A 21,081-nucleotide genomic window follows, 5' to 3' on the forward strand; every position below is an offset into this window, starting at 1 on the left:
CACCGGCCCCGCCGCCGCGCCGCGGACCCGATCATGCGCACCACAGTCGGAATCATCGGAGCCGGCCCCGCCGGGCTGTTCCTGTCGCACCTGCTGCATCAGCAGGGAATCGAGTCGGTCGTGCTGGAGCGCCGCGACCGCGACTACTGCGAGCGCCGCCAGCGGGCGGGAGTGGTCGAGCACGGCGTCGCCGAGGCGCTGCGCACGTCGGGGCTGGGCGAGCGCATGGACCGGGAAGGCTTCCGCCACGACGGCATCGAGCTGCGCTTCGACGGGCGCGGGCACCGCATCGATTTTCCCGCTCTGACCGGGCGCCACGTCATGATCTGGGCGCAGACCGAGATCGTCAAAGACCTGATCGCGCGGCGCCTGGCCGACGGCGGGCGGATCCTGTTCGAATCCCAGGCCCGGGCGATCGAGGGGGCCGAGACCGGGAATCCGCGGGTGCGGTTCGCCTCCGCCGACGGCACCGAGGACACGTTGGCGTGCGACTACGTCGTGGCCTGCGACGGCTTTCACGGCATCGGGCGGGCGAGCCTGCCCGAGGAGGTCGTCAGCACCTACGACAAGGTCTACCCGTTCGCCTGGCTGGGCATCCTCGCCGACGTTCCGCCCTCGTGCGACGAGCTGATCTACGCCCGCCACACCCGCGGGTTCGCGCTGCACAGCATGCGCTCGGAGTCGGTCAGCCGCCTCTACCTGCAGGTGCCCGCCGACACCGACCCCGCCGACTGGTCGGACGAGCGCATCTGGTCGGAGCTGGCGGCCCGCTTCGAGCTGACCGGCAGCGACTGGAAGCTGGAGACCGGGCCCATCACCGACAAGAGCATCACGCCGATGCGCAGCTTCGTCACCGAGCCGATGCGCCACGGGAACCTGTTCCTGGCCGGCGACGCCGCCCACATCGTGCCGCCTACCGGCGCCAAGGGGCTGAATCTGGCGATGCGCGACGTGATGCTGCTGGCCGAGGGCATGGGCGCGTGGTACGGCGCGGGCGACGCGTCCGGACTGGATTCCTACTCCGACCGGGCGCTGCGCCGGGTGTGGCGCGCCGAGCACTTCTCCTACTGGATGACGTCGCTGATGCACACCGACCCCGCGGCGACCGACTTCGAGCACCGGATCCAGCAGTCGCACCTGGACCACATCGCCGCCTGCGAGCCGGCGGCCGCCGCTCTGGCCGAGAACTACACGGGGCTGCCCCACGTGTGACCCCCCGCTTGCGCGCACCGCTTCCACCGGCGGGGCGCGCGAGCGGGCGCGGGGGGAGGACGGTCGGCATCGGGCGCCGGCGCGGGCACGGCCCGCGAGGCCGCCGGGACACACGGTGCGGACCGGATGCTTCGGGGGTTTCGGTCTGTCCGTAGATTCCGGTATTCCGATCACCGAATGCCGCGAAAAGGTGACTGGCGCCACTCGACGGGCATAGACTTCCGGCGACCATCGGCCGACTTCCCCCCTGAAGAGGATGGCGATGCCTCGTTTCGAATCACCGAAGTTCATGAAGCGTGCCGGCGGCGCCTACACCGAGCCGACGCCGATCGAATCAGACAAGGCCAGCATCGCCCGGGTCTACTCCTATTACCTGGGCGGCAAGGACCATTTCGAGATCGACCGGGACATGGCCAACTACGCCGAGTCGGTCGTTCCCGGCGTGACCGACCTCGCCCTGGGCAACCGCGCCTTCGTCCAGCGGGCCACCCGCTACCTCGCCGCCGAGCGCGGCATCGAGCAGTTCCTCGATATCGGATCGGGCCTGCCCACCGACGGCAACGTGCACGAGATCGCACACGAGTCCGTTCCCGACGCCCACGTGGCCTACGTCGACAACGACCCGATCGTGCTGGCGCACGGGCGGGCGCTGCTGGAGAACAACCGCACCACACTGGTACTGCAGAACGACCTGACCCGTCCGGAGGAGGTGCTGACCGAGGCGGAACGGCTCGGGCTGCTCGACCTCCAGCGCCCCGTAGCGGTGATGCTCGGCGGCATACTGCACCACCTGAGCGACGCGGAGGACCCCGGCGGGATCGCCCGCCGGCTGCGCGATGCCGTGGTTTCCGGCAGTTGCCTGGCGGTCAGCCATTTCTGCGAACCCGACTCCGCGCAGTTCCCCGACGAGGCCGATCGCGCCCGCCGCCTGCAGGCCGCGTTCCAAGAGCGGCTGAAGGCGGGACTGTGGCGCACCGCCGAGCGGATCCAGAGCTACTTCGGCGACTGGAACCTGGTCGAACCGGGCCTGGTCCCGCTGAACCGGTGGCGTCCGCTGCCCCCCGACGCCAAGTCGCTGGGCAGCTACACCATGCCCCCGCGCAACGCGAAACTCATCGTCGGCGGCGTCGCCGTCAAACCGTGACCCGACCGAACACGGCTCCCCCGACCGGCTGCGCGACGCGGTCCGGCACCCCGGCACCCGAGCACCGCGCTTAGGCCCGCCGGACCGCCCCGGCTCCGGGGAGCTTCACGCCCCTGACCCGCCCGGAGCCGGGCCGACCGCTCTCTCCAATACGTCCACGAACCGGACCTGGCCCGCGACCAGCTTCGCGCGCGCGGCGGGCAGGTCGAACCAGGCGGCCCGGTCGATCTCGGGGAACTCCCGGGTCCGGCCCGAGCGCGGCGGCCACTCCATCGCGAAGGTACCGCCCGCGATCCGCGAAGCGTCGAAGTCGCCTTCGAGCGCGAAGCAGGTGACGGTCTTGCCGCCGGACTGGCGCACCTGCCCCAGAACGAACGGCTCCCCCGGGGGTGCGGAGCGTCCCAGCTCCTCGGCGAACTCCCGCCGAGCGGCGGCCGCCGGCTCCTCGCCGGCGGTGTATTCCCCCTTGGGCACCGACCAGGCGCGCTCGTCCTTCTTCGCCCAGTACGGCCCGCCCATGTGCCCCAGCAGCACCTCGACGGCCCCGGCCGCGCCCCACCGGTACAGCAGCAGCCCGGCACTGGTCTTCGCCATTCGGTCTCCCCTTCCCCGTGTCGTATAGCGCCGGCCGTTCGACCCGAGCGCTCAGCCGGTCCGCCCTGGTCCGAGCGCCGCGGTGCGAGGCCCCGACGGCATTCGCTCCGGCCAAGCGCCGAGGCTCACGCGAGGTCGTCGGGAAGCAGGCGGAAGGCCTGATGCGGGGTAAGCGGGCGCACGGTCCGAAAGTCGCGCCGGTCGAGGCTCAACAGCGCGTCGGTCCGATATTCGGCGGCCAAGGCGACGTTGACGCCGGCGGCGAGATCCAGATCCAGGTCCGCATAGCGCCGCTGCACGGCTCGCGCGGTATCGAGGACGTCGACGCTCGTCTCCGGGACCTGGAAGCGCATGCGATGCGCTTGGGCGAGGAGGTGGTCCAGCAGCCGGCTCCGCGCTGCGGGGCCGAACCGGGCCTTGGCCGTGTGGTCCAGTTCGGCCAGAACCAATCCGGAAACGATCACCGTACCGGCCTTCTCCAGCACGGCCCGGCAGGCCGGCGCCTCAGGCGCGTTGCGGTCGGAGGCGGCGATGATCCCCGAGGTGTCGGCGATGACGATCATGCGCCGCGGCGCTCCTGAGCAACGGTCTCGGTGATCTCGTCGCGGGTGACGGGCTCACCGCTACCGTCGAACGTCGGCCAGTCGAGAGGATCGTCCCAGACGCGATTCGACATGGCGGCGAGATGCAGGCCTTCGCGGATGATCTCCGCCTCCGCGACGCCACGAAGCCGGGCGGCCTCCTTGATCAGGGCCAGATCCTCGGGGTCGGCATAGACATTGGTCCGCTGCATCGACATGTACCAATGCTAACCCATGCACACGTAGCCGCTTGAGCTTGACGCATCGGCGCCTGGCGGAAGCCCAAGCCTGCTTCACCATCGACCCGGCCCACTCGGTCTCGCGACACCTCGGGGGCTCCGCCCGACGATGAGGCGGACGAAAGCCGGTGGGAGACACGGCGCATGAAAAAAGCCAGGCCATCTGGCCTGGCTTCCTTCGGCTGCTCCCGCGACTGGATTCGAACCAGTAGCCTGCCGGTTAACAGCCGGCTGCTCTGCCGATTGAGCTACGCGGGATCGGACCCTTGCGCCGGTTCGACGGGTGATCCCCGCCGTGGCGACGTATCCAGACTAGCGCATCCGCAGGTGTGCTCGTGCCACGTTTTCCAGGAGCCCGGGGTAGCGTCAGGGGCGCAGGGGCAGCACCCACCGACGACGGGAGAGGGACCTATGCGCTACCGGATCACGTTCGCCGCCGGACTCGCAGTGGGATACGTACTCGGGGCCAGGGCCGGCAAGGCCCGCTACGAGCAGCTGGTCCGCACGGCTCGGCGCGTCGCCGAGAACCCGGCCGTGCAGGAGACCGCAGGCGTAGTGGGCGCCCAGGTCAGCGGCGCCGGCAAGGCCGTCTACGGCAAGGTCTCCGAGCGCATGCCGGTCACCTCGCTCAAGGACTTCCTGGCCCGGCCCACCGAGGAGGAGGCCGCCCACCTGAACGGGACGGGCCCCGACGGGGCCGGCAGCGGCACCGACACCGGAACACGCTGACGGCGATGCGCCTCCCACGCCGCACCGCGCTGCCCGCGGAGCTGCGCTCCCGGGTGTCCCTTCAGCGCCGCGAACGCGTCCTCGCCGTCACCGGCGGGGGCGCGAACGCCCTGGCGGCCACCGACCGCGCGCTGCACCTGCCCGACGGCCGCGCTGTGCCCTGGGAGCACATCGACCGCGCCCGGTGGACCGAAGAAGGCCTCACCTTCACCGAGGAGGGCCGCGGCCGGCACGTGTTCCACGTCGAGGATCCGGGGCGGATCGCGGAGGTCGTCTACGAGCGGGTGACCGCCACGATCGTCGTCTCCCGCCACGTCGGGCTGGAGGGCGGCGCCGAAGGGTTCCGCCTGGTCGCGCGGCGCCCGCCCGGCGGGTCCGACATCTCCTGGCAGATCCACGTCGACGAGGGCGTCGACCCGCAGGACCCCCGGGTCGCCGCACAGGCCGGCCCCGAACTGGCCGCTCTGCGCGAGCGGCTGGGCGTGTGAGGCACTCCGGTCCGGGCCCCGCACTCCCCGCGGGCCGGCTATCCCTGCCGGCGCCGAGCGTCCCGGTCGGCCAGGCCCTGGGCCAGCACCTCCGCCAGGTGCAGGGCCGGGCGTCCCGCCTCCTGGTCGATCTGGGTGCGGCAGCTGAAACCGTCGGCCAGCACCAGCGTCTGCGGGTCGGCCTCGCGCACGGCCGGCAGCAGCACCCGCTCCCCCACCGCCGTCGACACGTCGTAGTGCTCGGCCTCGAAACCGAAGTTCCCGGCCAGCCCGCAGCAGCCCGAATCCAGCACGTCGCCGTCGATCCCGGCGCGCTCCATGAGCGTGCGGTCGGCGTCGAAGCCGATGACCGCGTGCTGGTGGCAGTGCACCTGGCTGATGGCCTTCGCGTCCACCTGCGGCGGCTCCCAGTCGGGGGCACAGGTGTCGAGGAACTCCGCGAGGGTGTACACCGACGCGGCCACCCGCTCGCTCTCGTGTCCGGGCAGCATCTCCAGCAGGTCCGAACGCAGCGCGGCCGTGCAGCTGGGTTCCAACCCGACGACGGGCAGCCCCGCTTGCACGTGGGGTGCCAGTGCGCGCAGCGAACGGCGCATCACCTGCCGGGCGACGCTCAACTGCCCGGTGGAGACCCACGTCAGCCCGCAGCACACCTGCCCCTGGGGCAGCACCACGCGGAAACCGGCGTCCTCCAGCACCCGAACCGCCGAGGCGGGCACCTGCGGATGCAGGTAGTTGCCGAAGGTGTCGGGCCACAGGACCACGGTGCCCCGCCGGTTCTCCGGCGCCGACGCGCCGCCCGCGCCGGGTTGTGCGGCGGCGCCGCTCCGCCCGAGCACACGGCCGAGCGGGCCCCCGCTGCGCCGCCCCTCCTGCCTGCGCGCGCGGCGGCGGAACCAGCGGGTGAACGTCGTGCGCGCGAACTCGGGGACGGTCCGCTGCGGCGCGATGCCGCCCAGGCGCTTGAGCGCGTCGCCGAGTCCGCGGGCGCCGCCCGCCCGGTTGACTTCGGCGGGCGCCGCGGCCGCCAGCCGCGCCCACACCGGCAGCCACCCCATGGAGTAGTGCGACGCCGGCCGCACACGGTTGCGGTAGTGGTGGTGCAGGAACTCGGCCTTGTAGGCGGCCATATCCACGTTGACCGGGCAGTCGCTGCGGCAGCCCTTGCACGACAGGCACAGGTCCAGGCTGTCGCGCACCTCTTCGGAGGCCCAGCCGTCGGTGATGACCTCGCCGTTGATCATCTCGAACAGCATCCGGGCGCGCCCGCGGGTGGAGTCCTTCTCGTCGCGGGTGACCATGTAGCTGGGGCACATCACGCCCGACCCTTCGTGGCGCCGGCACTTGCCCACGCCCACGCAGCGGCGCATGGCGCGCGCGAAGTCGCCCTGGTCCTCGGGGTAGTCGAGGACGGTCAGCGGTCCGCTGGTCACGGCCGCCTGACGCAGGTCGGCGTCCATGGGCCGGGGGGCGACGACGACTCCGGGGTTCATCCGGTCGTTGGGGTCCCACACGGACTTGAACTCGCTGAACGCGCGCATGATCCGGTCGCCGTACATCCGGGGCAGCAGCTCGGAGCGGGCCTGGCCGTCGCCGTGCTCGCCCGAGACCGATCCGCCGTGCTCGGCGACGAGGTCGGCGGCGGACTCCATGAAGGAGCGGAACCGGACGCGCCCTTCGGCGTGGTCCAGTCCGAAATCGACGCGCACGTGCAGGCAGCCCTCGCCGAAATGGCCGTAGACCACGCCGCGGTAACCGTATTCGTCCATCAGCCGGTCGTAGGCCCGCAGGTAGGAGCCCAGGCGTTCCGGGGGCACGGCCGCGTCCTCCCAGCCCGGCCAGGCCTCGGTGCCGTCGGGCGCGCGCGTGGCCAGTCCCGAACCCTCCTCGCGGATGCGCCACAGCGCCCGCGCGTGCGCGGGGTCCTCGACCACATCGGAGTCGAGCGGGCGGGCCGCGCCCGTCAGCGAGCGCAGCACCGCCTTTCCGCGCTCGGTCGCCTCGGCCGCGTCGGCGCCACCCACCTCGACCATCAGCCAGGCGCCGCCGGAGGGCAGGCCGGTGCTGCCTTCCCCCGGCCGCCGCACCCGCGCGAGCAGCTCTTCGTTGAGGCCTTCGACGGTCAGCGGGTTGTGCTCGAGTAGTTCGGGCACGGCATCGGCGGCCGCCGGCGCGTCCCGGTAGCCCAGGACGACCAGGGTCCGGGCCGGCGGCGACTCCACCAGCCGCACCGTTGCGCCGAGCACGGTCACGCAACTGCCCTCGGTTCCGGTGAGCGCACGGGCGAGGTGGCCGCCGTTCTCCGGCAGCAGGCGGTCCAGCGCGTAGCCGGAGACGCGCCGGGAGAGCTGGGGCATGCCGGTGCGCAGGTCGCCCATGTAGGTGGTGACCAGGTCGCGCAGCGACGCGTAGATCCGGCCCTCGCGGGTGGGCAGGGCCGCGAGCCGGTCGAGTTCCTCGCGGCCGGTGGCGCCGACCGTCATCCGGGTGCCGTCGTGCAGCAGCACGTCCAGCGACTCGACGTTGTCGGCGGTGGTGCCCCAGGCGACCGAGTGGGATCCGCAGGAGTTGTTGCCGATCATCCCGCCGATGGTGCACCGGCTGTGCGTGGAGGGGTCGGGGCCGAAGGTGAGCCCGTGCACGGATGCGGCGGCGCGCAGGTCGTCCAGGATGACGCCGGGCTGGACGCGGGCGGTGCGCTGCTGCGGGTCGATCTCCTCGATGGCGGTGAGGTGGCGCGAGGTGTCGATGACCAGCCCCTGGCCGATGGCGTTGCCGGCGATGCTGGTGCCTCCGCCGCGCGTCGTCAGCGGCACCCCGTAGGTGTTGCAGGCGGCCACGGCGGCGACGACGTCGCCGACCGTGCGCGGAAGCACCACGCCCAGGGGTACGTGCCGGTAGTTGGAGGCGTCGGCGGTGTAGAGGGCCCGGGTGCCGGCGTCGAAGGCCACCGTCCCCGCGACGTCGCGGCGCAAGGCGCGCTGGAAGGCGTCGAGGTCGATGTCGGGCAGGGCCGCTGGGGAGGTCGTTTCGGGCATGATCCCAGCCTGGCGCGGGTGGCGTGGCGAGACAACCGCCGACGCGTCGGTGATACCCGACATCGGATGTCAGGTAGAGGCGTCAGGCTGGGCGGCATGCGCAGTGAATCGACGAAGACGACGACCGCCGCATCCGGCGCCGAGGCCGCACACGCCGTCGCCTGGCCGGAGTTCGCCGCGGCCGAACCCGCGTTCGCGGCCGAGGTCCGGGCCGCGTTCGGCGCCGCCAAGCACCACATCCTGGCGACGGTGCGCGGTGGCGGCTCCCCGCGGGTCAGCGGCACCGAGGTGGTCCTGTCGGGCGAGGAAATGCTGCTGGGGTCGATGTCGGGCGCACGCAAGGCGCTGGATCTGCGGCGCGACGGCCGCATGGCCCTGCACACCGCCCCCGAGGAGTCCATGGAGCGGGGCGACGCCAAGGTCGGCGGCATCGCGGCGGAGGTCACCGACCCCGAGCGGATGCGCGCCCTGCTTTCCGACCCCGGCGCCGACCCGGCCGCCTTCCACCTCTTCCGCGTCCTGATCAGCGAAGCCGTGATCACCTCGGTGGCGTCCGACAAGCTGCGGATCCGCCACTGGCACCCGGGCCGCGGCCTCGTCGACACCTACCGGGACGGGTGAAACCGCTACCGCGGCTGCCCGGACCCGGCCCTGCCGGGGTCCAGGGAGGTGTCCATGGCGCGCACGAGCTCGCCTTCGAGGTCCATGTCGAGGTTCCAGAGCATGAGGCCGCCCAGGCCGCGGTCGCGGACGTAGGCGCCTTTGAGGGCGACGGTGGCGGGGGTGTCGTAGGACCACCACTGGCCGTCGCCGACCAGCCAGTAGGCGCCGTTGGCGGGGTCGAAGAACCGCCGTCCGCCGCGCCGCTGGAGTTCGTCGTAGGAGGCGGCGTGCTCGCCGTAGTCGCCCGAGGCGGGGGCCTCGGCCCTCTCTCCGCGGCCGAAGGCCTCCCCCGGCGGCACGCCGCGCCAGCCGCGGCCGAATCCGGGGAAGCCCACGACGAGCTTGTCGGCGGGCAGGCCGTGGTCGAGATAGCCCTGCACGGCGCCGTGCACGCCCTCGTCCGGCGCTCCGGGACCGTCGGCGTAGAGGGCGGCGTGGTGCCCGGTCGTCGCGCTCCACGGTCCGGCGAAGTCGTAGCCCTGCACGGTGGCGAAGTCCAGCGGTGCGAAGGCCTCGGGCTCGTAGCCGTCGCGCATCCGGCCGGGATCGCCGGGCAGTGACGCCGACAGGGTGTACTCGTGCCCGGTCTCGCGCTCCAGCCCGTCCAGCTGGCGGCGGAACTCCCGCACGACCAGGGTGAAGTTGCGCCGGTCGTCGGGGTGCTCGACGTTGTCGGGGTGGCCGTCGCCGCCGGGCCATTCCCAGTCCAGGTCGATCCCGTCGAAGACGCCCCGGGCCGCTCCGGGGCCGCCCTGCGGTTCGCCGTCGCGCACCGGAACGTCGCCGCGCAGCCACAGGTCCAGGCACGAGGAGACGAACTCCCGGCGGGACTCGGGGGTGCGCACCGCCGCGGAGAAGTGCACGGAGGTGTTCCACCCGCCCAGCGAGATGCTCGCGCCCAGGCCGGGGTGGTCGGCACGCAAGTCGCGCAGCTGGTTGAGGCCGCCGGCCAGCGGCTGGTCGTAGGCGTCGGCCTCGCCGTCGACGCTTTCTCCGGCGTCGTAGCGCCGCTGGTAGAGCTCCCAGCGGGCGTCCTCGGCGGGCAGCCGGCAGCGTCCCTCGTCGCCGATCTCGCCGAAGGCCCACATCAGGCGGGTGAGCCGGGCGGCCGCGCCGCTGTCGGCGACGTCGGAGATCCGGTAGTCGCGCACCGGCTGGTTCCAGCCCGCGAAATAGGCGATGCGGTGCACGGGGCCGCTGCCGACCGCGTCGACGGCGGCCAGAGCGCCGGCCGCGACCGCAGCCGCCAGCGCCGCGGCGGCGGCGCCCAGCAGCAGCCGGCCGCGGCGCGTGCGCGGCACGCGCGGCCGCCGTCGGGGGGCATCGGTCCGACCCTTCACACTCGCCAACCTAGCGGGCGCTGCCCGGGCGGCGCAGGGCCACAACCGGCCGCCGGACCGCGATCGACCGGCCTAGGACTCCAGGAAGTCGCGCAGGGTCGTGGCCAGTGACGGGTGGCGCAGCTTGGCCAGGGTCTTGGCTTCGATCTGGCGGATGCGCTCCCGGGTCACGCCGAACTCCCGGCCCACCTCCTCCAGGGTGTGCTGGTGGCCGTCGCGCAGTCCGAAGCGCAGCTGGATGATGCGCTGTTCGCGGTCGCCGAGCCCGGCGAGCAGGGACAGCAGCTGGTTCTGCAGCAGGGTGAACGCCGCCGCGTCGGCGGGCACGACGGCGTCGGTGTCCTCGATGAAGTCGCCGAAGTCGGAGTCCTCCTCGCCGATGGGGGCATGCAGCGACACGGGTTCCTGAGCGAGGCGCTGGATCTCCTGCACGCGTTCGTCGCCGAATCCGAGTTCGCGCGCGATCTCGGCCGGGGCGGGATCGCGGCCCAGTTCCTGGTTCAGTCGGCGCTGAACCCGCATCAGCCGGTTGATGGTCTCGACCATGTGCACCGGGATGCGGATGGTGCGGGCCTGGTCGGCGATGGCGCGGGTGACGGCCTGGCGGATCCACCAGGTGGCGTAGGTCGAGAACTTGAACCCTCTGGTGTAGTCGAACTTCTCGACCGCGCGGATCAGGCCGAGGTTGCCCTCCTGGACCAGGTCCAGCAGCAGCAGGCCGCGGCCGAGATAGCGCTTGGCGATGGAGACCACCAGCCGCAGGTTGGCCTCGATGAGCCGCTGCTTGGCGCGTTCTCCCTCGTCTGCGACTTGTTCCAGGTCGAGGGCCTCGTCGGTCGCCGGCACGGGACCGGACCGGCGCAGCTTCTCCGCGGCGAAGAGGCCGGCTTCGATGGATTTGGCCAGGTCCACTTCTTCTTCTGCCGTCAGCAGCGGAACGCGGCCGATCTCGCGCAGGTAGACGCGCACCAGGTCGCCGGCGGGCGCTCCCGTCCCGATCTCCGCGGGCGCGGGTTCCTCGTCGGCGGCGGGGTCGACGACGTCGACGCCCTGCTGTTCGAGGTCGCGCACCACCCGGTCCAGCGACTCGGGGGGTACCTCCAGGCGCTCCAGGGCGGCGGCGACGTCGGCCACGGTCACCGTCTCCCCGGATTCCGCGCCCGCGACCTGTCGCGCCACCTGCGCGAGCGGTGGCATTTCGCCGGGCAGCACCGTTGGAGCCACCCTTACAGTGTGCCGCACAGGACCGCGAAGCAGTGAGGACTAATTTTGTCACCCTCGTGCTACCCGGGCGCCGCTAGCGTTCGCGCATCACACGTTTCTCCTGCTCGACCGACATGAGCTCGGCGAATAGGCGCTGGTATTCGTCCGGCTGAGCCGCGGGGTCCAGCCGCCCGAGGCGCGATTTCAGGTTTGCGACTCGGCGGTTGATGGAATGAATCTTGATTGTGCCGAGAATTTCCTGGGCGTAATGCTCGTCGAGTTCTCCGTAGATCTCCAGCGGCTCGACCGCCAGGCGGGTCACGAACGCCCGCTGGGCTTCGTCGGGCGCGGCGTCGCACAGCCCCGCCACCCACTGCCGGGCGTCGCCCGCGGCACCCACCCCGCCCTGGGCGCTGATCAGCTCGTAGACGGCGCGGTGCTGGGGCACGCTGAACGAGTCCGCGCCGAGATCGTCGAACTCCCCCGCCAGCCCCGGATGCTGCACCGCGATCTTCAAGGCTTGGCGCTCGCGCTGAAGCGAGGGGTCGCGCACGTCGTAGGGCGCGGCGTCGGCGGCGCCGGCCGAAGCCTGGGGCGCGGGGCGCGCGGGCGCGGAGTAGGCCCCGCCGCCGCTGCGCCGGCGCGCGGCCACGTGCGCCGACACGCGGCGCTGCACGAACGACTCGTCCATGATGCCCAGCCAGTGGTCGAGGTTGACCCCGTAGAGCTTGCGCACCCCGTCGTTGCGGATGCTGGCCACGATCTCGGCGGCGGCGTCGAGCCCGGCCATGCGGCCTTCGGCGGTGTCGAGGTCGTACTGCTCGATGACGGTGCGGATCATGAACTCGTACAGCGGCTTGCGGTCGGCGACGAGATCGCGCACCGCGGCGTCGCCGCGGCTCTGGCGCAGGTCGCAGGGGTCGAGGCCGTCGGGCTGGACGGCCACGAAGGTCTCGGATGCGAACCCGTGCTCCTCGGCGAAGGCCCGCACCGCCGCCCGGCGGCCGGCGGCGTCGCCGTCGAAGGTGAACACGACTTCGCCGCCCTGGTTGGAGCGGCCCAGCAGCATGCGGCGCAGCACCTTGAGGTGGTCCTCGCCGAAGGAGGTCCCGCAGGTGGCCACGGCGGTGGGCACGCCGGCCAGGTGGCAGGCCATGACGTCGGTGTAGCCTTCGACGATCACGGCGCGGTGCTCGCGGGCGATCTCGCGCTTGGCGAGGTCGAGCCCGTAGAGCAGGTGGCCCTTCTTGAAGATCGGGGTTTCGGGGGTGTTGAGGTACTTGGGCCCGTCGTCGTCGGGGTCGAGTTTGCGGGCGCCGAAGCCCACGATCTCGCCGTTGACTTCGCGCACCGGCCACACGAGCCGGTTGCGGAACTTGTCGTAGGCGCCGCGGCGGCCCTGTCCGGCCAGCCCTGCGGTGACGATCTCCTGGTCGCTGAAGCCCGCGTCGCGAAGGCGGCCGGTCAGCGCCTCCCAGCCGCCGGGGGCGTAGCCCACGCCGAAGTGCTCGGCGTCGGCGCGGCCGAACCCGCGCTCGGTCAGGAAGCGCCGGCCCTCCTTGGCGGCGGGCGCGAGCAGCTGCTCGGCGTAGAAGCGCTGGGCCTCGCGGTGGGCCTCGATGAGCCGCTGGCGCTGCCCCTGGTCTTGGCGGGAGGTGTGGCCGCCGCCCTGTTCGTAGCGCAGCCGGATGCCGGACTGGTGGGCCAGTGACTCGACGGCCTCGACGAAACTGAGGGTTTCGATCTGCTGGATGAACCGGATGACGTCGCCGCCCTCGCCGCAGCCGAAGCAGTAGTAGAGGCCGCGGGCGGGGGTGACGTTGAAGGACGGGGACTTCTCGTCGTGGAAGGGGCACAGCCCTTTCAGCGAGCCGCCGCCGGCGTTGCGCAGCTGCAGGTATTCGCCCACCACGTCGGCGATGGGCGTTCGTTCGCGCACGAGTGCGACGTCTTCGTCTCTGATCCTGCCGGCCACGGTTCACCAGCCTAGTTCTTGGCGGCGGCGCACCCGACCGCGGATGCCGTGCTGTGGACGCCGTCCCCGCCCGCCCGGCCCCGGAGGCGACGGGCGGGCGGGGACCGGGCGGGCGCGCGGCGGCGCCGCACGCCCGCGGCGTCAGCGCGGCGGCGCGGGCGCGGCCGCCGCGGTGCCGTCCTCCTTCTCCCGGTCCTGCTGAGCGCCGTCGGGCGGCGACGGATCACCCGGTCCCGTCGGGGCGGCGGTGCCGCCCCCCGGACGGGCCGACCCGACGCGCTTCTTGTTGTAGATGTCGAAGGCCACCGCGGCCAGCAGCACCAGGCCCTTGATGGCCTGCTGCCAGTCCACGCCCAGGCCGATGATCGACATGCCGTTGTTCATCACGCCCATGACCAGCGCGCCCACCACGGCCCCGATCACGGTGCCCACACCGCCGGAGGCCGAGGCCCCGCCGATGAAGGCGGCCGCGATCGCGTCGAGCTCGAACATCTCGCCGGCGCCCGGGGTGGCGGCGTTGAGCCGCGCGGCGAAGACCAGTCCGGCCAGCGCCGAGAGGACGCCCATGTTGACGAACACCCAGAACGTGGTGCGCTGGGTCTTCACCCCCGACAGGCGGGCGGCCTTCTCGCTGCCGCCGACGGCGTAGATGCGCCGGCCCGCGGTGGTCGACTTCATCAGGAACGCATAGCCCACGATCAGAGCGAGCAGCAGCAGTCCCACGATGGGGATCCCGTTGTGGTCGGCCAGCGCATAGGCGAACAGCATCACCACGGCCACGGTCGCCACCGCCTTGACGGCGGTCATCCGCGCGGAAAGGGCCGGCAGGCCGTGGTGCAGGTCGCGGGCACGCACCCGCCACTGGATCCACACCAGGGCGACCGACCCGGCCGCGCCCAGCAGGAGCGTGAGCAGGTGCGGCCCGTCGGTGAAGCCCGGAATGAACCCGCTGGCCCACGTGCGCACCGACTGCGGCAGCGGGCCGATGGAGCGCCCGCCCAGCACGATGAGGGTGGCGCCGCGGAAGATCAGCATCCCGGCGAGGGTGACGATGAACGCCGGGATGCGCACGTAGGCGATCCAGAACCCCTGCCAGGCGCCGATCAGGCCGCCCATGGCCAGCGCCAGCGGCACCACCACGACCGGCGGCAGCCCCCAGCTCGTCATCAGCACGGTCGAGGCCGCGCCGGTGAACGCCACCACCGATCCCACCGACAAGTCGATGTGCCCGGTGATGATGACCAGCATCATGCCCACGGCCAGGATCAGCACGTAGGAGTTCTGCATGATCACGTTGGTGATGTTCAGCGGCCGCAGAAGCAGGCCGCCGGTGAGGATCTGGAAGAGCACGACGATGACCGCCAGCGCGATCACCATGCCGTACTGCCGCGCGTTGTTGCGCACCAGATCGCGCAGTATGCGCACGAATGGTGTTGATTGCATGGCCCGTCACGCCTTCGTCGTGGTCATCAGCTTCATCAGGGTCTCCTGGTCGGCCTCGTCGCGCGGCGCCTCCCCGGTGATGCGCCCTTCGCACATCGCATAGACCCGGTCGCACATGCCCAGCAGCTCGGGCAGCTCCGAGGAGATGAGCAGCACGCAGGCGCCCTCGCCGGCCAGGCGGTGCACGATCTGGTAGATCTCGTACTTGGCGCCGACGTCGATGCCGCGCGTGGGCTCGTCCAGGATCAGCAGGTCCGGCTGGGCGAACATCCACTTGCCCAGCACGACCTTCTGCTGGTTGCCGCCGCTGAGTTCACCGGTGATCTGGTGGACACCGTTGCTTTTCACCCGCATACGGGTGCGCATCTCGTCGGCGGCCACGGCCTCGCGGGCCGGGTCGATCAGCGTGCGGCGGCTGACCCGGTCCAGCCCCGCCAGGGTCAGGTTGCGGCGGATGTCGTCGTCCAGGATCAGCCCGAGCTCCTTGCGGTCCTCGGGCACGTAGGCGATCCCGCCGGCGATCGCGTCGTCGACGCCGCGCACGTGCAGCGGCTCGCCGTCCTTGTAGACGGCGCCGTCCACGTAGCGCCCGTAGGACCGGCCGAACACGCTCATCGCCAGCTCGGTGCGGCCGGCGCCCATCAGCCCGGCCAGGCCCACGATCTCACCGCGGCGGATGTTCAACCCGGCGCCGTCGACGACCCGCCTGCCCGCCTGGGTGGGGTGGTCGACGGTCCAGTCGCGCACCTCGAAGCGCACGCCGCCGATGTCGGGGGTGCGTTCGGGGTAGCGCTCGTCCAGGCCGCGGCCGACCATCCCGCGGATGATGCGGTCCTCGTCGACGCTTCCCGAGTCCGTAGCGAGCGTCTCGATCGTCCGCCCGTCGCGCAGCACCGTCACCGAGTCGGCGACCCGGGTGACCTCGCCGAGCTTGTGGGAGATGAGGATCGAGGTGATGCCCTGCTCCTTGAGTTCGAGGAGCAGCCGCAGCAGGTTGTCGCTTTCGGCTTCGTTCAGCGCCGAGGTCGGCTCGTCCAGGATGAGCAGCCGCACCCGCTTCGACAGCGCCTTGGCGATCTCCACGAGCTGCTGCCGGCCCACGCTCAGTTGCGAAACGGGCGCGGTGGGGTCCTCGTCCAGTCCCACGCGCCCCAGCACGTCGCGCGCCATCGAGGCCGTGCGGCCCCAGTCGATGAGACCGGGGCCGCGCGTGCGCTCGTTGCCGAGGTAGATGTTCTCGGCCACCGACAGCTGCGGGATGAGCGCCAGTTCCTGGTGGATGATGGCGATCCCGGCCCGTTCGCTGTCGCTGATGCCGTGGAACGCGCACTCCTCGCCGTCCAGCAGGATCGCGCCGGAGTAGTCGCCGTGTGCGTAGACGCCGCTGAGTACCTTCATCAGCGTCGACTTTCCGGCGCCGTTCTCGCCCATCAGGGCGTGGATCTCGCCGCGTTCGACCGCCAGGTCCACGTCGTCCAGCGCGACGACACCGGGGAACCCCTTGGTGATGCCGCGCATCCGCAGCAGGACGTCACTCATGTCCGGCACCGCCTCACGACAGCTCCGATTCGTCGTAGTAGCCGCTGTCGATGAGGACCTCCTCGTAGTTGTCCTCGTCGACCGAGACCGGCTCCAGCAGGTAGGCGGGCACGACCTTCTCGCCGTTGTCGTAGCTCTCGGTGTCGTTGACCTCGGGCTCCTCGCCCGCCAGCACCGATTCGGTCATGCCCACGGCCACCTCGGCGAGCTCGCGGGTGTCCTTGAAGACCGTCTGGGTCTGCTCGCCGGCGACGATCGACTTGACCGAGGCCAGCTCGGCGTCCTGACCGGTGATCACCGGCAGCGGCCGGTCCTCGCTGCCGTATCCCACGGCCTTGAGGGAGGAGATGACGCCGATGCTGATGCCGTCGTAGGGCGAGAGGACGGCGTCGATCTGCTCGCCGGAGTAGTGGGAGCTGAGCAGGTTGTCCATGCGCGACTGGGCCTCGGCGCCGCTCCAGCGCATGGTGGCGATCTGTTCCATGTCGGTCTGGCCGCTGCGCACGTCGAGCGTGCCCTCGTCGATGTAGGGCTGCAGCACCGACATGGCGCCGTCGTAGAAGAAGTAGGCGTTGTTGTCGTCGGGCGATCCCCCGAACAGCTCGATGTCGAAGGGGCCTTCCTCGTTCTCCAGGTCGAGGGCCTCCTCGATGTAGGTGGCCTGGAGCTCGCCCACCTTGAAGTTGTCGAAGGTGGCGTAGTAGTCGACGTGCTCGCTGCCCTTGATCAGGCGGTCGTAGGAGATGACGGGGATGTCGCTGTCGGCGGCCATCTGCAGCACGTCGGTGAGCGCTTCGCCGTCGATGGCGGCGACGACCAGGGCGTCGACGTCGCGGGTGATCATGTTCTCGATCTGGGAGACCTGGTCTTCGACGACGTCCTCGGCGTATTGCAGGTCGGTGGCGTAGCCGGCGTCTTCGAACAGGTCGACCATGTTGTCGCCGTCGGCGACCCAGCGGTCGGACGACTTGGTCGGCATCGCGATACCGACGGTGCCGTTGTCGCCTCCCTGCTGGGCGGCGTCGCCGACGCCGCCGCAGCCGGTCAGCGCGAGCGCCGTGGCCGCGGCCAGGCCTGCGGAGAGGATGGCGGAGGGGGTCCGCTTCATCATGTGCTCCTTGCTGTGGGTGTTCATCGGGGGGTTTCGGGCCGGTGCCGCTCAGGCGAGCGGGAGGTCGAGCTTGAGCACCGTCCACGAGACCGGCGGGAGCACGGCCGTGAGGCGGCCGTCCTCAAGCCGGACGTCTGTGTTGTCGCGCGGGACGACGCGGTCGGGCCGCTCGCGGGAGTTGGCGGCGTAGACGTCGTCGTCGTGCAGGGTCAGGCAGGAGGCGACGCGGTCGGGCCGCAGGCCGCGCAGGTCGATGTCGACGGTGACCGGCTCGTCGGTAGCACGGTTGACCAGGAAGAGCGCGGCCTCCCCGTTCTCGGTGTCGTGGGTGGCGACCGCGTCGACGAGCGGAACCTCCCCGTATCGTGCGGTTTCGCGCACCGGGCTGTTCGGCTCCACCCGCAGCACCGTGCCCTTGGCATTGGCGGAGGTCAGCGCGAAGGGGTGGAAGGTGGTCTGGCGCCAGGCCGGGCCGCCGGGCTCGGTCATGATCGGGGCGATGACGTTGACGAGCTGGGCGAGGCTGGCGGAAGTGACGCGGTCGCTGTGGCGCAGCAGCGAGATGAGCAGGCTGCCGAACACCACGGCGTCGGCGACGTGGTACCGGTCCTCGATGACGCGCGGCGCCACCGGCCACTCGGTCTTGGGCTCCTCCGCCTCGAAGCGCATCCGGTACCAGACGTTCCACTCGTCGAACGAGAGCTGGATGCGCTTGGTGGCGCCGAGCTTGGCGCGCACGGCGTCGGCGGTGGCGACCACGGACTCGATGAAGGCGTCCATCTCGGCACCCGAGGCCAGGAAGCTGGCGAGGTCGCCGTCGTGCTCCTCGTAGTAGGAGTGCAGGGAGATGTAGTCGACGTGGTCGTAGGTCTGCTCCAGGACCTCGGCTTCCCAGGCGCCGAAGGTGGGCATCTCCGGCCCGGAGGAGCCGCAGGCCACCAGTTCCAGGCCGGGGTCGCTCATCCGCATGGCCCGGGCGACTTCGGCGGCCAGCCGGCCGTACTCGTGGGCGGTCTTGTGGCCGATCTGCCAGGGCCCGTCCATCTCGTTGCCCAGGCACCACATGCCGATGCCGTGCGGCTGGGGGCTGCCGTTGGCGATGCGCCGGTCCGACAGCTGCGTGCCGCCGGGGTGGTTGGCGTATTCGAGCAGGTCGATCGCCTCTTGCAGGCCGCGGGTGCCCAGGTTGAGCGCCATCATCGGTTCGAGTCCGAGCTTGCGGGACCAGGCCGCGAACTCGTCGAGGCCGAACTGGTTGGTCTCGGTGGAGTGCCACGCCAGTTCGCGCCGCACCGGGCGCCGATCCTTGGGCCCGACGCCGTCCTCCCAGCGGTAGCCGGAGACGAAGTTGCCGCCGGGATAGCGCACGGTGGTGACGCCCAGCTCGCGGACGAGGTCGGCGACGTCGGTGCGGAACCCGTCGGCGTCGGCGGCGGGGTGATCGGGTTCGTAGATCCCGGTGTAGACGCAGCGCCCCATGTGTTCGACGAACGTGCCGAACGTCCGGCGGTTCACGGGCGCGACGCGGAAGGCGGGGTCGACGGTCATCGACGCGTGGAGCATGGGCGGCTTCCCCCAGGAGCTGATCGTTCAGGAGCGGGTCGGGACCGCGGAGCCGGCGGCGGGCGCCGGCCCCGCGGACAGGGCGGTTCTCGGGCGGGTCAGGGCGTCAGGCGGGGCCGGCCGTCGGGCGTCCAGTCACCCGGTCGATTCCGAACACGAACCGTCCGGGCCGGTACCGGTCGTCGCCGGGGCGTGGACGGAGACTGCGGCGGGCGATGCCGGATCGACGGTGTCGGCGGCTGCAGGGGCGGCGGACAGCGCGCCCCGGTGCAGGATCCGGGCGATCGTCGGCATGGGGGTTCCTCTCGCTCGCAGACGGGGGGACCGAGCAAGGTCGGGTCGGGGCGGCCGCCGGTGTCATTTCAGTCCGGCGTCGGTGACGCCGCGCACGACCTGGCGCTGGAAGAGCATGAAGACGACGATCAGCGGAACGGCGCCCAGAACCGAGGCGGCCATCTGCTGGGCGTAGAGGATCCCGTAAGCGCTCTGCACAGTGCCCAGGCCCACCGGCACCGTCATCAGCGCCGGATCGGTGGTCGCCACGAACGGCCACAGGAAGTTGTTCCAGGCCTGGACGAAGGTGAAGATGCCCACGGCGGCGAGGATCGGTACGGACATGGGCAGCACCACGTTCCATAGCACCCGCAGGTGCCCGGCGCCGTCGATCCTCGCGGCCTCCTCGTAGTCGCGCGGGATCGCGTCGAAGAACCGTTTGAGGATGAAGATCATCACCGGGGCGACGACCTGGGGCAGTGCGACGCCCCAGTAGGTGTCGACCAGGCCGAGGAACGTCATCTCGTCGAACAGCGGCACGATCAGCACCTGAGGCGGCACCAGGATGCCGGCGATGAACAGCGCGAACAGCCACTGGCGCCCCCAGAACTCGGTCTTGGAGAAGGCGTAGGCGGCCATGACGCACGTGACCAGGGTCAGACCGGTGACCATGACGGAGACGATCACGCTGTTCATCAGCCACTGCATCAGCTCGCCGCGCGCGATGACCGTGCGGTAGGCCTCGAAGGTGGGCTCCAGCGGCAGCCAGCGCACCGGCACGGCCGTCGTCTCGGGCTCGGGCTTGAGGGAGGTCAGGATCGCCCAGACCAGCGGCAAGAGCCAGACCACGGCGAGGAACAGCGCCAGGACGGCGATCGCGGCGCCGCCGGGGGTGACCTTGAGGCGGCGGCGGGGCTGCGGCGAGGCGAGACCGGCAGGGGGACCGGGCCGCTCAGCGGCGGTTCGGGGTGCGGAGGTCATGCCGCATCCTCCTTCCGGGAGAACAGGCGGAGCTGCAGGACGGATACGACGATGATCACGGCGAAGAACAGATACGAGATCGCCGATGCGTAGCCGATGCGCAATCCGGTGAACCCGCTCTCGAAGATGTAGCCGATGATGGGTCGGGCCGCGTAGTTGGGGCCGCCCGATCCGTTGGTCATGAGGTAGGCCTGGTCGAACAGCTTGAGCGAGGCGACCATCTGCAGCAGCACGATCAGCGTGGTGGTGCGCCGCACCATCGGCACGGTGATCGAGGTGAACCGCCGCCAGGCACCCGCACCGTCGAGCGCCGCGGCCTCGTAGAGGTAGACGGGGATGCCCTGCAGTGCCGCCAGGTAGAGCAGGTAGTTGAACCCGACGGTCCACCACACGGTTGTGAGGGCGATCGCCGGAAGCACGGTGTCCTCGCCGGTGAGCCAGGAGGCCCCGGGGATTCCCACGGTGGCCAGCACGTCGTTGATCATGCCGAATTCGGGCTGGTACATCCACTCCCAGATCAGGGTCACCACGGCCACCGGCATCAGGAACGGCGCGAAGTAGGAGAACCGCAGGAACCAGCCGATACGGGCGGTCGCGCGGTGGGTCAGCAGCGCCATCGCCAGCGCGATCGCCACCAGCGGCGGCACGGTTATCAGGGTGAACAGCAGTGTTACCCACAGCGACTGCCACACCGCGGGGTCGCCGAACATCTCGATCCAGTTGGCCAACCCGACGAAGGAGGAGTCCTCCTTGGCGAGGCTGCGGTCGGTGAAGCTGGCCCACAGTCCGGCGATCAGCGGCCAGATCAGGAAGACGGCGAACAGGACGGTGAAGGGGAGGACGAACCAGATGCCGGCCGCGGACCGCCGTGCTGTTCCGCGCGCGGCACGGGGGGATGAGGACCGGGGCGCCGACGCGGCGTCCGGCGTCTCCGTGGTACTGGCCTGCACGGTCATTTCACGCTC

The 21,081-nt window shown here is 71.3% G+C and carries 19 protein-coding genes and 1 tRNA gene; 5 read left to right on the forward strand and 15 right to left on the reverse strand.

From position 1 onward, the window contains the following. Positions 1 to 33: 33 nt before the first annotated feature. Positions 34 to 1,212, forward strand: a complete 1,179-nt coding sequence (locus HNR25_RS04235; protein ID WP_184633416.1) for a 4-hydroxybenzoate 3-monooxygenase — start codon at positions 34 to 36, stop codon at positions 1,210 to 1,212. Between the two features lie 262 nt (positions 1,213 to 1,474). Further along, positions 1,475 to 2,356 carry an SAM-dependent methyltransferase gene (locus HNR25_RS04240; RefSeq protein ID WP_184633417.1) on the forward strand — a complete coding sequence of 294 codons (882 nt, stop codon included), beginning with the start codon at positions 1,475 to 1,477 and terminating at the stop codon, positions 2,354 to 2,356. 105 nt (positions 2,357 to 2,461) lie between these two features. Here the strand turns inward: HNR25_RS04240 and HNR25_RS04245 are convergent, their stop codons facing one another. The 4 genes from HNR25_RS04245 to HNR25_RS04260 form a co-directional block, all read right to left on the reverse strand. Continuing rightward, positions 2,462 to 2,950, reverse strand: coding sequence for an NUDIX hydrolase (locus HNR25_RS04245; protein WP_184633418.1), 489 nt, complete (start codon positions 2,948 to 2,950; stop codon positions 2,462 to 2,464). 125 nt (positions 2,951 to 3,075) lie between these two features. Then, on the reverse strand, positions 3,076 to 3,513 hold the full coding sequence (locus HNR25_RS04250) for a type II toxin-antitoxin system VapC family toxin (RefSeq protein ID WP_184633419.1): 438 nt from the start codon (positions 3,511 to 3,513) through the stop codon (positions 3,076 to 3,078). Then, positions 3,510 to 3,749 carry a ribbon-helix-helix domain-containing protein gene (locus HNR25_RS04255; protein WP_184633420.1) on the reverse strand — a complete coding sequence of 80 codons (240 nt, stop codon included), beginning with the start codon at positions 3,747 to 3,749 and terminating at the stop codon, positions 3,510 to 3,512. Before HNR25_RS04255 ends, HNR25_RS04250 begins: the two co-directional genes overlap by 4 nt. 206 nt (positions 3,750 to 3,955) lie before the next feature. Next, positions 3,956 to 4,028, reverse strand: a tRNA-Asn gene (locus HNR25_RS04260). A 153-nt stretch (positions 4,029 to 4,181) separates the two neighbouring features. Between HNR25_RS04260 and HNR25_RS04265 the strand changes: the two genes are divergently transcribed. Beyond that, a complete protein-coding gene (locus HNR25_RS04265) occupies positions 4,182 to 4,499 on the forward strand; it encodes a hypothetical protein (protein ID WP_184633421.1) in 318 nt (105 codons plus the stop codon). A gap of 5 nt (positions 4,500 to 4,504) precedes the next feature. Then, entirely contained in the window at positions 4,505 to 4,987 is a 483-nt protein-coding gene (locus tag HNR25_RS04270; RefSeq protein WP_184633422.1) for a hypothetical protein, read from the forward strand. Between the two features lie 38 nt (positions 4,988 to 5,025). On the opposite strand, the gene HNR25_RS04275 is transcribed toward HNR25_RS04270, so the two are convergent. Continuing rightward, positions 5,026 to 8,025 carry an FAD-binding and (Fe-S)-binding domain-containing protein gene (locus HNR25_RS04275; RefSeq protein ID WP_184633423.1) on the reverse strand — a complete coding sequence of 1,000 codons (3,000 nt, stop codon included), beginning with the start codon at positions 8,023 to 8,025 and terminating at the stop codon, positions 5,026 to 5,028. A gap of 96 nt (positions 8,026 to 8,121) precedes the next feature. On the opposite strand from HNR25_RS04275, the gene HNR25_RS04280 reads away from it, so the two are divergent. Continuing rightward, positions 8,122 to 8,646, forward strand: coding sequence for a pyridoxamine 5'-phosphate oxidase family protein (locus HNR25_RS04280; protein WP_184633424.1), 525 nt, complete (start codon positions 8,122 to 8,124; stop codon positions 8,644 to 8,646). 5 nt (positions 8,647 to 8,651) lie between these two features. Here the strand turns inward: HNR25_RS04280 and HNR25_RS04285 are convergent, their stop codons facing one another. The 10 genes from HNR25_RS04285 to HNR25_RS04330 form a co-directional block, all read right to left on the reverse strand. Next, positions 8,652 to 9,989, reverse strand: a complete 1,338-nt coding sequence (locus HNR25_RS04285; protein ID WP_184633425.1) for a glycoside hydrolase family 18 protein — start codon at positions 9,987 to 9,989, stop codon at positions 8,652 to 8,654. A 111-nt stretch (positions 9,990 to 10,100) separates the two neighbouring features. After that, entirely contained in the window at positions 10,101 to 11,225 is a 1,125-nt protein-coding gene (gene rpoD, locus HNR25_RS04290; RefSeq protein WP_184638817.1) for an RNA polymerase sigma factor RpoD, read from the reverse strand. Between the two features lie 100 nt (positions 11,226 to 11,325). Further along, entirely contained in the window at positions 11,326 to 13,206 is a 1,881-nt protein-coding gene (dnaG, locus tag HNR25_RS04295) for a DNA primase (protein ID WP_184633426.1), read from the reverse strand. A 141-nt stretch (positions 13,207 to 13,347) separates the two neighbouring features. Then, positions 13,348 to 14,649 carry a multiple monosaccharide ABC transporter permease gene (gene mmsB / locus HNR25_RS04300; protein ID WP_246463516.1) on the reverse strand — a complete coding sequence of 434 codons (1,302 nt, stop codon included), beginning with the start codon at positions 14,647 to 14,649 and terminating at the stop codon, positions 13,348 to 13,350. Between the two features lie 6 nt (positions 14,650 to 14,655). Next, the gene (locus tag HNR25_RS04305; RefSeq protein ID WP_184633427.1) at positions 14,656 to 16,188 is read right to left on the reverse strand and encodes an ATP-binding cassette domain-containing protein; all 1,533 of its coding nucleotides are present in this window, start codon (positions 16,186 to 16,188) and stop codon (positions 14,656 to 14,658) included. 13 nt (positions 16,189 to 16,201) lie between these two features. After that, positions 16,202 to 17,296 carry a multiple monosaccharide ABC transporter substrate-binding protein gene (gene chvE, locus HNR25_RS04310; RefSeq protein ID WP_376767535.1) on the reverse strand — a complete coding sequence of 365 codons (1,095 nt, stop codon included), beginning with the start codon at positions 17,294 to 17,296 and terminating at the stop codon, positions 16,202 to 16,204. 51 nt (positions 17,297 to 17,347) lie between these two features. After that, positions 17,348 to 18,862 (reverse strand): arabinosylfuranosidase ArfA, encoded by a 1,515-nt coding sequence (arfA, locus tag HNR25_RS04315; RefSeq protein ID WP_184633429.1) that lies wholly within the window; start codon positions 18,860 to 18,862, stop codon positions 17,348 to 17,350. A gap of 135 nt (positions 18,863 to 18,997) precedes the next feature. After that, positions 18,998 to 19,156, reverse strand: coding sequence for a hypothetical protein (locus tag HNR25_RS04320; protein ID WP_184633430.1), 159 nt, complete (start codon positions 19,154 to 19,156; stop codon positions 18,998 to 19,000). Positions 19,157 to 19,219: 63 nt separating this feature from the next. Further along, positions 19,220 to 20,116, reverse strand: coding sequence for a carbohydrate ABC transporter permease (locus HNR25_RS04325; RefSeq protein ID WP_184633431.1), 897 nt, complete (start codon positions 20,114 to 20,116; stop codon positions 19,220 to 19,222). Continuing rightward, a complete protein-coding gene (locus HNR25_RS04330) occupies positions 20,113 to 21,072 on the reverse strand; it encodes a carbohydrate ABC transporter permease (protein ID WP_184633432.1) in 960 nt (319 codons plus the stop codon). The genes HNR25_RS04325 and HNR25_RS04330 overlap by 4 nt, the downstream gene beginning before the upstream one ends. Positions 21,073 to 21,081 lie beyond the last annotated feature (9 nt).

This window comes from Streptomonospora salina (assembly GCF_014204715.1).
Taxonomy (GTDB): Bacteria; Actinomycetota; Actinomycetes; order Streptosporangiales; family Streptosporangiaceae; genus Streptomonospora; species Streptomonospora salina.

What these genes read in the sequence shown, in the direction of transcription:
- HNR25_RS04235 (WP_184633416.1), top strand. Translation starts at nt 34, where the DNA reads ATGCGCACCACAGTCGGAATCATCGGAGCCGGCCCCGCCGGGCTGTTC.
- HNR25_RS04240 (WP_184633417.1), top strand. Translation starts at nt 1,475, where the DNA reads ATGCCTCGTTTCGAATCACCGAAGTTCATGAAGCGTGCCGGCGGCGCC.
- HNR25_RS04245 (WP_184633418.1), bottom strand. Translation starts at nt 2,950, where the DNA reads ATGGCGAAGACCAGTGCCGGGCTGCTGCTGTACCGGTGGGGCGCGGCC.
- HNR25_RS04250 (WP_184633419.1), bottom strand. Translation starts at nt 3,513, where the DNA reads ATGATCGTCATCGCCGACACCTCGGGGATCATCGCCGCCTCCGACCGC.
- HNR25_RS04255 (WP_184633420.1), bottom strand. Translation starts at nt 3,749, where the DNA reads ATGTCGATGCAGCGGACCAATGTCTATGCCGACCCCGAGGATCTGGCC.
- HNR25_RS04265 (WP_184633421.1), top strand. Translation starts at nt 4,182, where the DNA reads ATGCGCTACCGGATCACGTTCGCCGCCGGACTCGCAGTGGGATACGTA.
- HNR25_RS04270 (WP_184633422.1), top strand. Translation starts at nt 4,505, where the DNA reads ATGCGCCTCCCACGCCGCACCGCGCTGCCCGCGGAGCTGCGCTCCCGG.
- HNR25_RS04275 (WP_184633423.1), bottom strand. Translation starts at nt 8,025, where the DNA reads ATGCCCGAAACGACCTCCCCAGCGGCCCTGCCCGACATCGACCTCGAC.
- HNR25_RS04280 (WP_184633424.1), top strand. Translation starts at nt 8,122, where the DNA reads ATGCGCAGTGAATCGACGAAGACGACGACCGCCGCATCCGGCGCCGAG.
- rpoD (WP_184638817.1), bottom strand. Translation starts at nt 11,225, where the DNA reads ATGCCACCGCTCGCGCAGGTGGCGCGACAGGTCGCGGGCGCGGAATCC.
- mmsB (WP_246463516.1), bottom strand. Translation starts at nt 14,649, where the DNA reads ATGCAATCAACACCATTCGTGCGCATACTGCGCGATCTGGTGCGCAAC.
- HNR25_RS04305 (WP_184633427.1), bottom strand. Translation starts at nt 16,188, where the DNA reads ATGAGTGACGTCCTGCTGCGGATGCGCGGCATCACCAAGGGGTTCCCC.
- chvE (WP_376767535.1), bottom strand. Translation starts at nt 17,296, where the DNA reads ATGAAGCGGACCCCCTCCGCCATCCTCTCCGCAGGCCTGGCCGCGGCC.
- arfA (WP_184633429.1), bottom strand. Translation starts at nt 18,862, where the DNA reads ATGCTCCACGCGTCGATGACCGTCGACCCCGCCTTCCGCGTCGCGCCC.
- HNR25_RS04320 (WP_184633430.1), bottom strand. Translation starts at nt 19,156, where the DNA reads ATGCCGACGATCGCCCGGATCCTGCACCGGGGCGCGCTGTCCGCCGCC.
- HNR25_RS04325 (WP_184633431.1), bottom strand. Translation starts at nt 20,116, where the DNA reads ATGACCTCCGCACCCCGAACCGCCGCTGAGCGGCCCGGTCCCCCTGCC.
- HNR25_RS04330 (WP_184633432.1), bottom strand. Translation starts at nt 21,072, where the DNA reads ATGACCGTGCAGGCCAGTACCACGGAGACGCCGGACGCCGCGTCGGCG.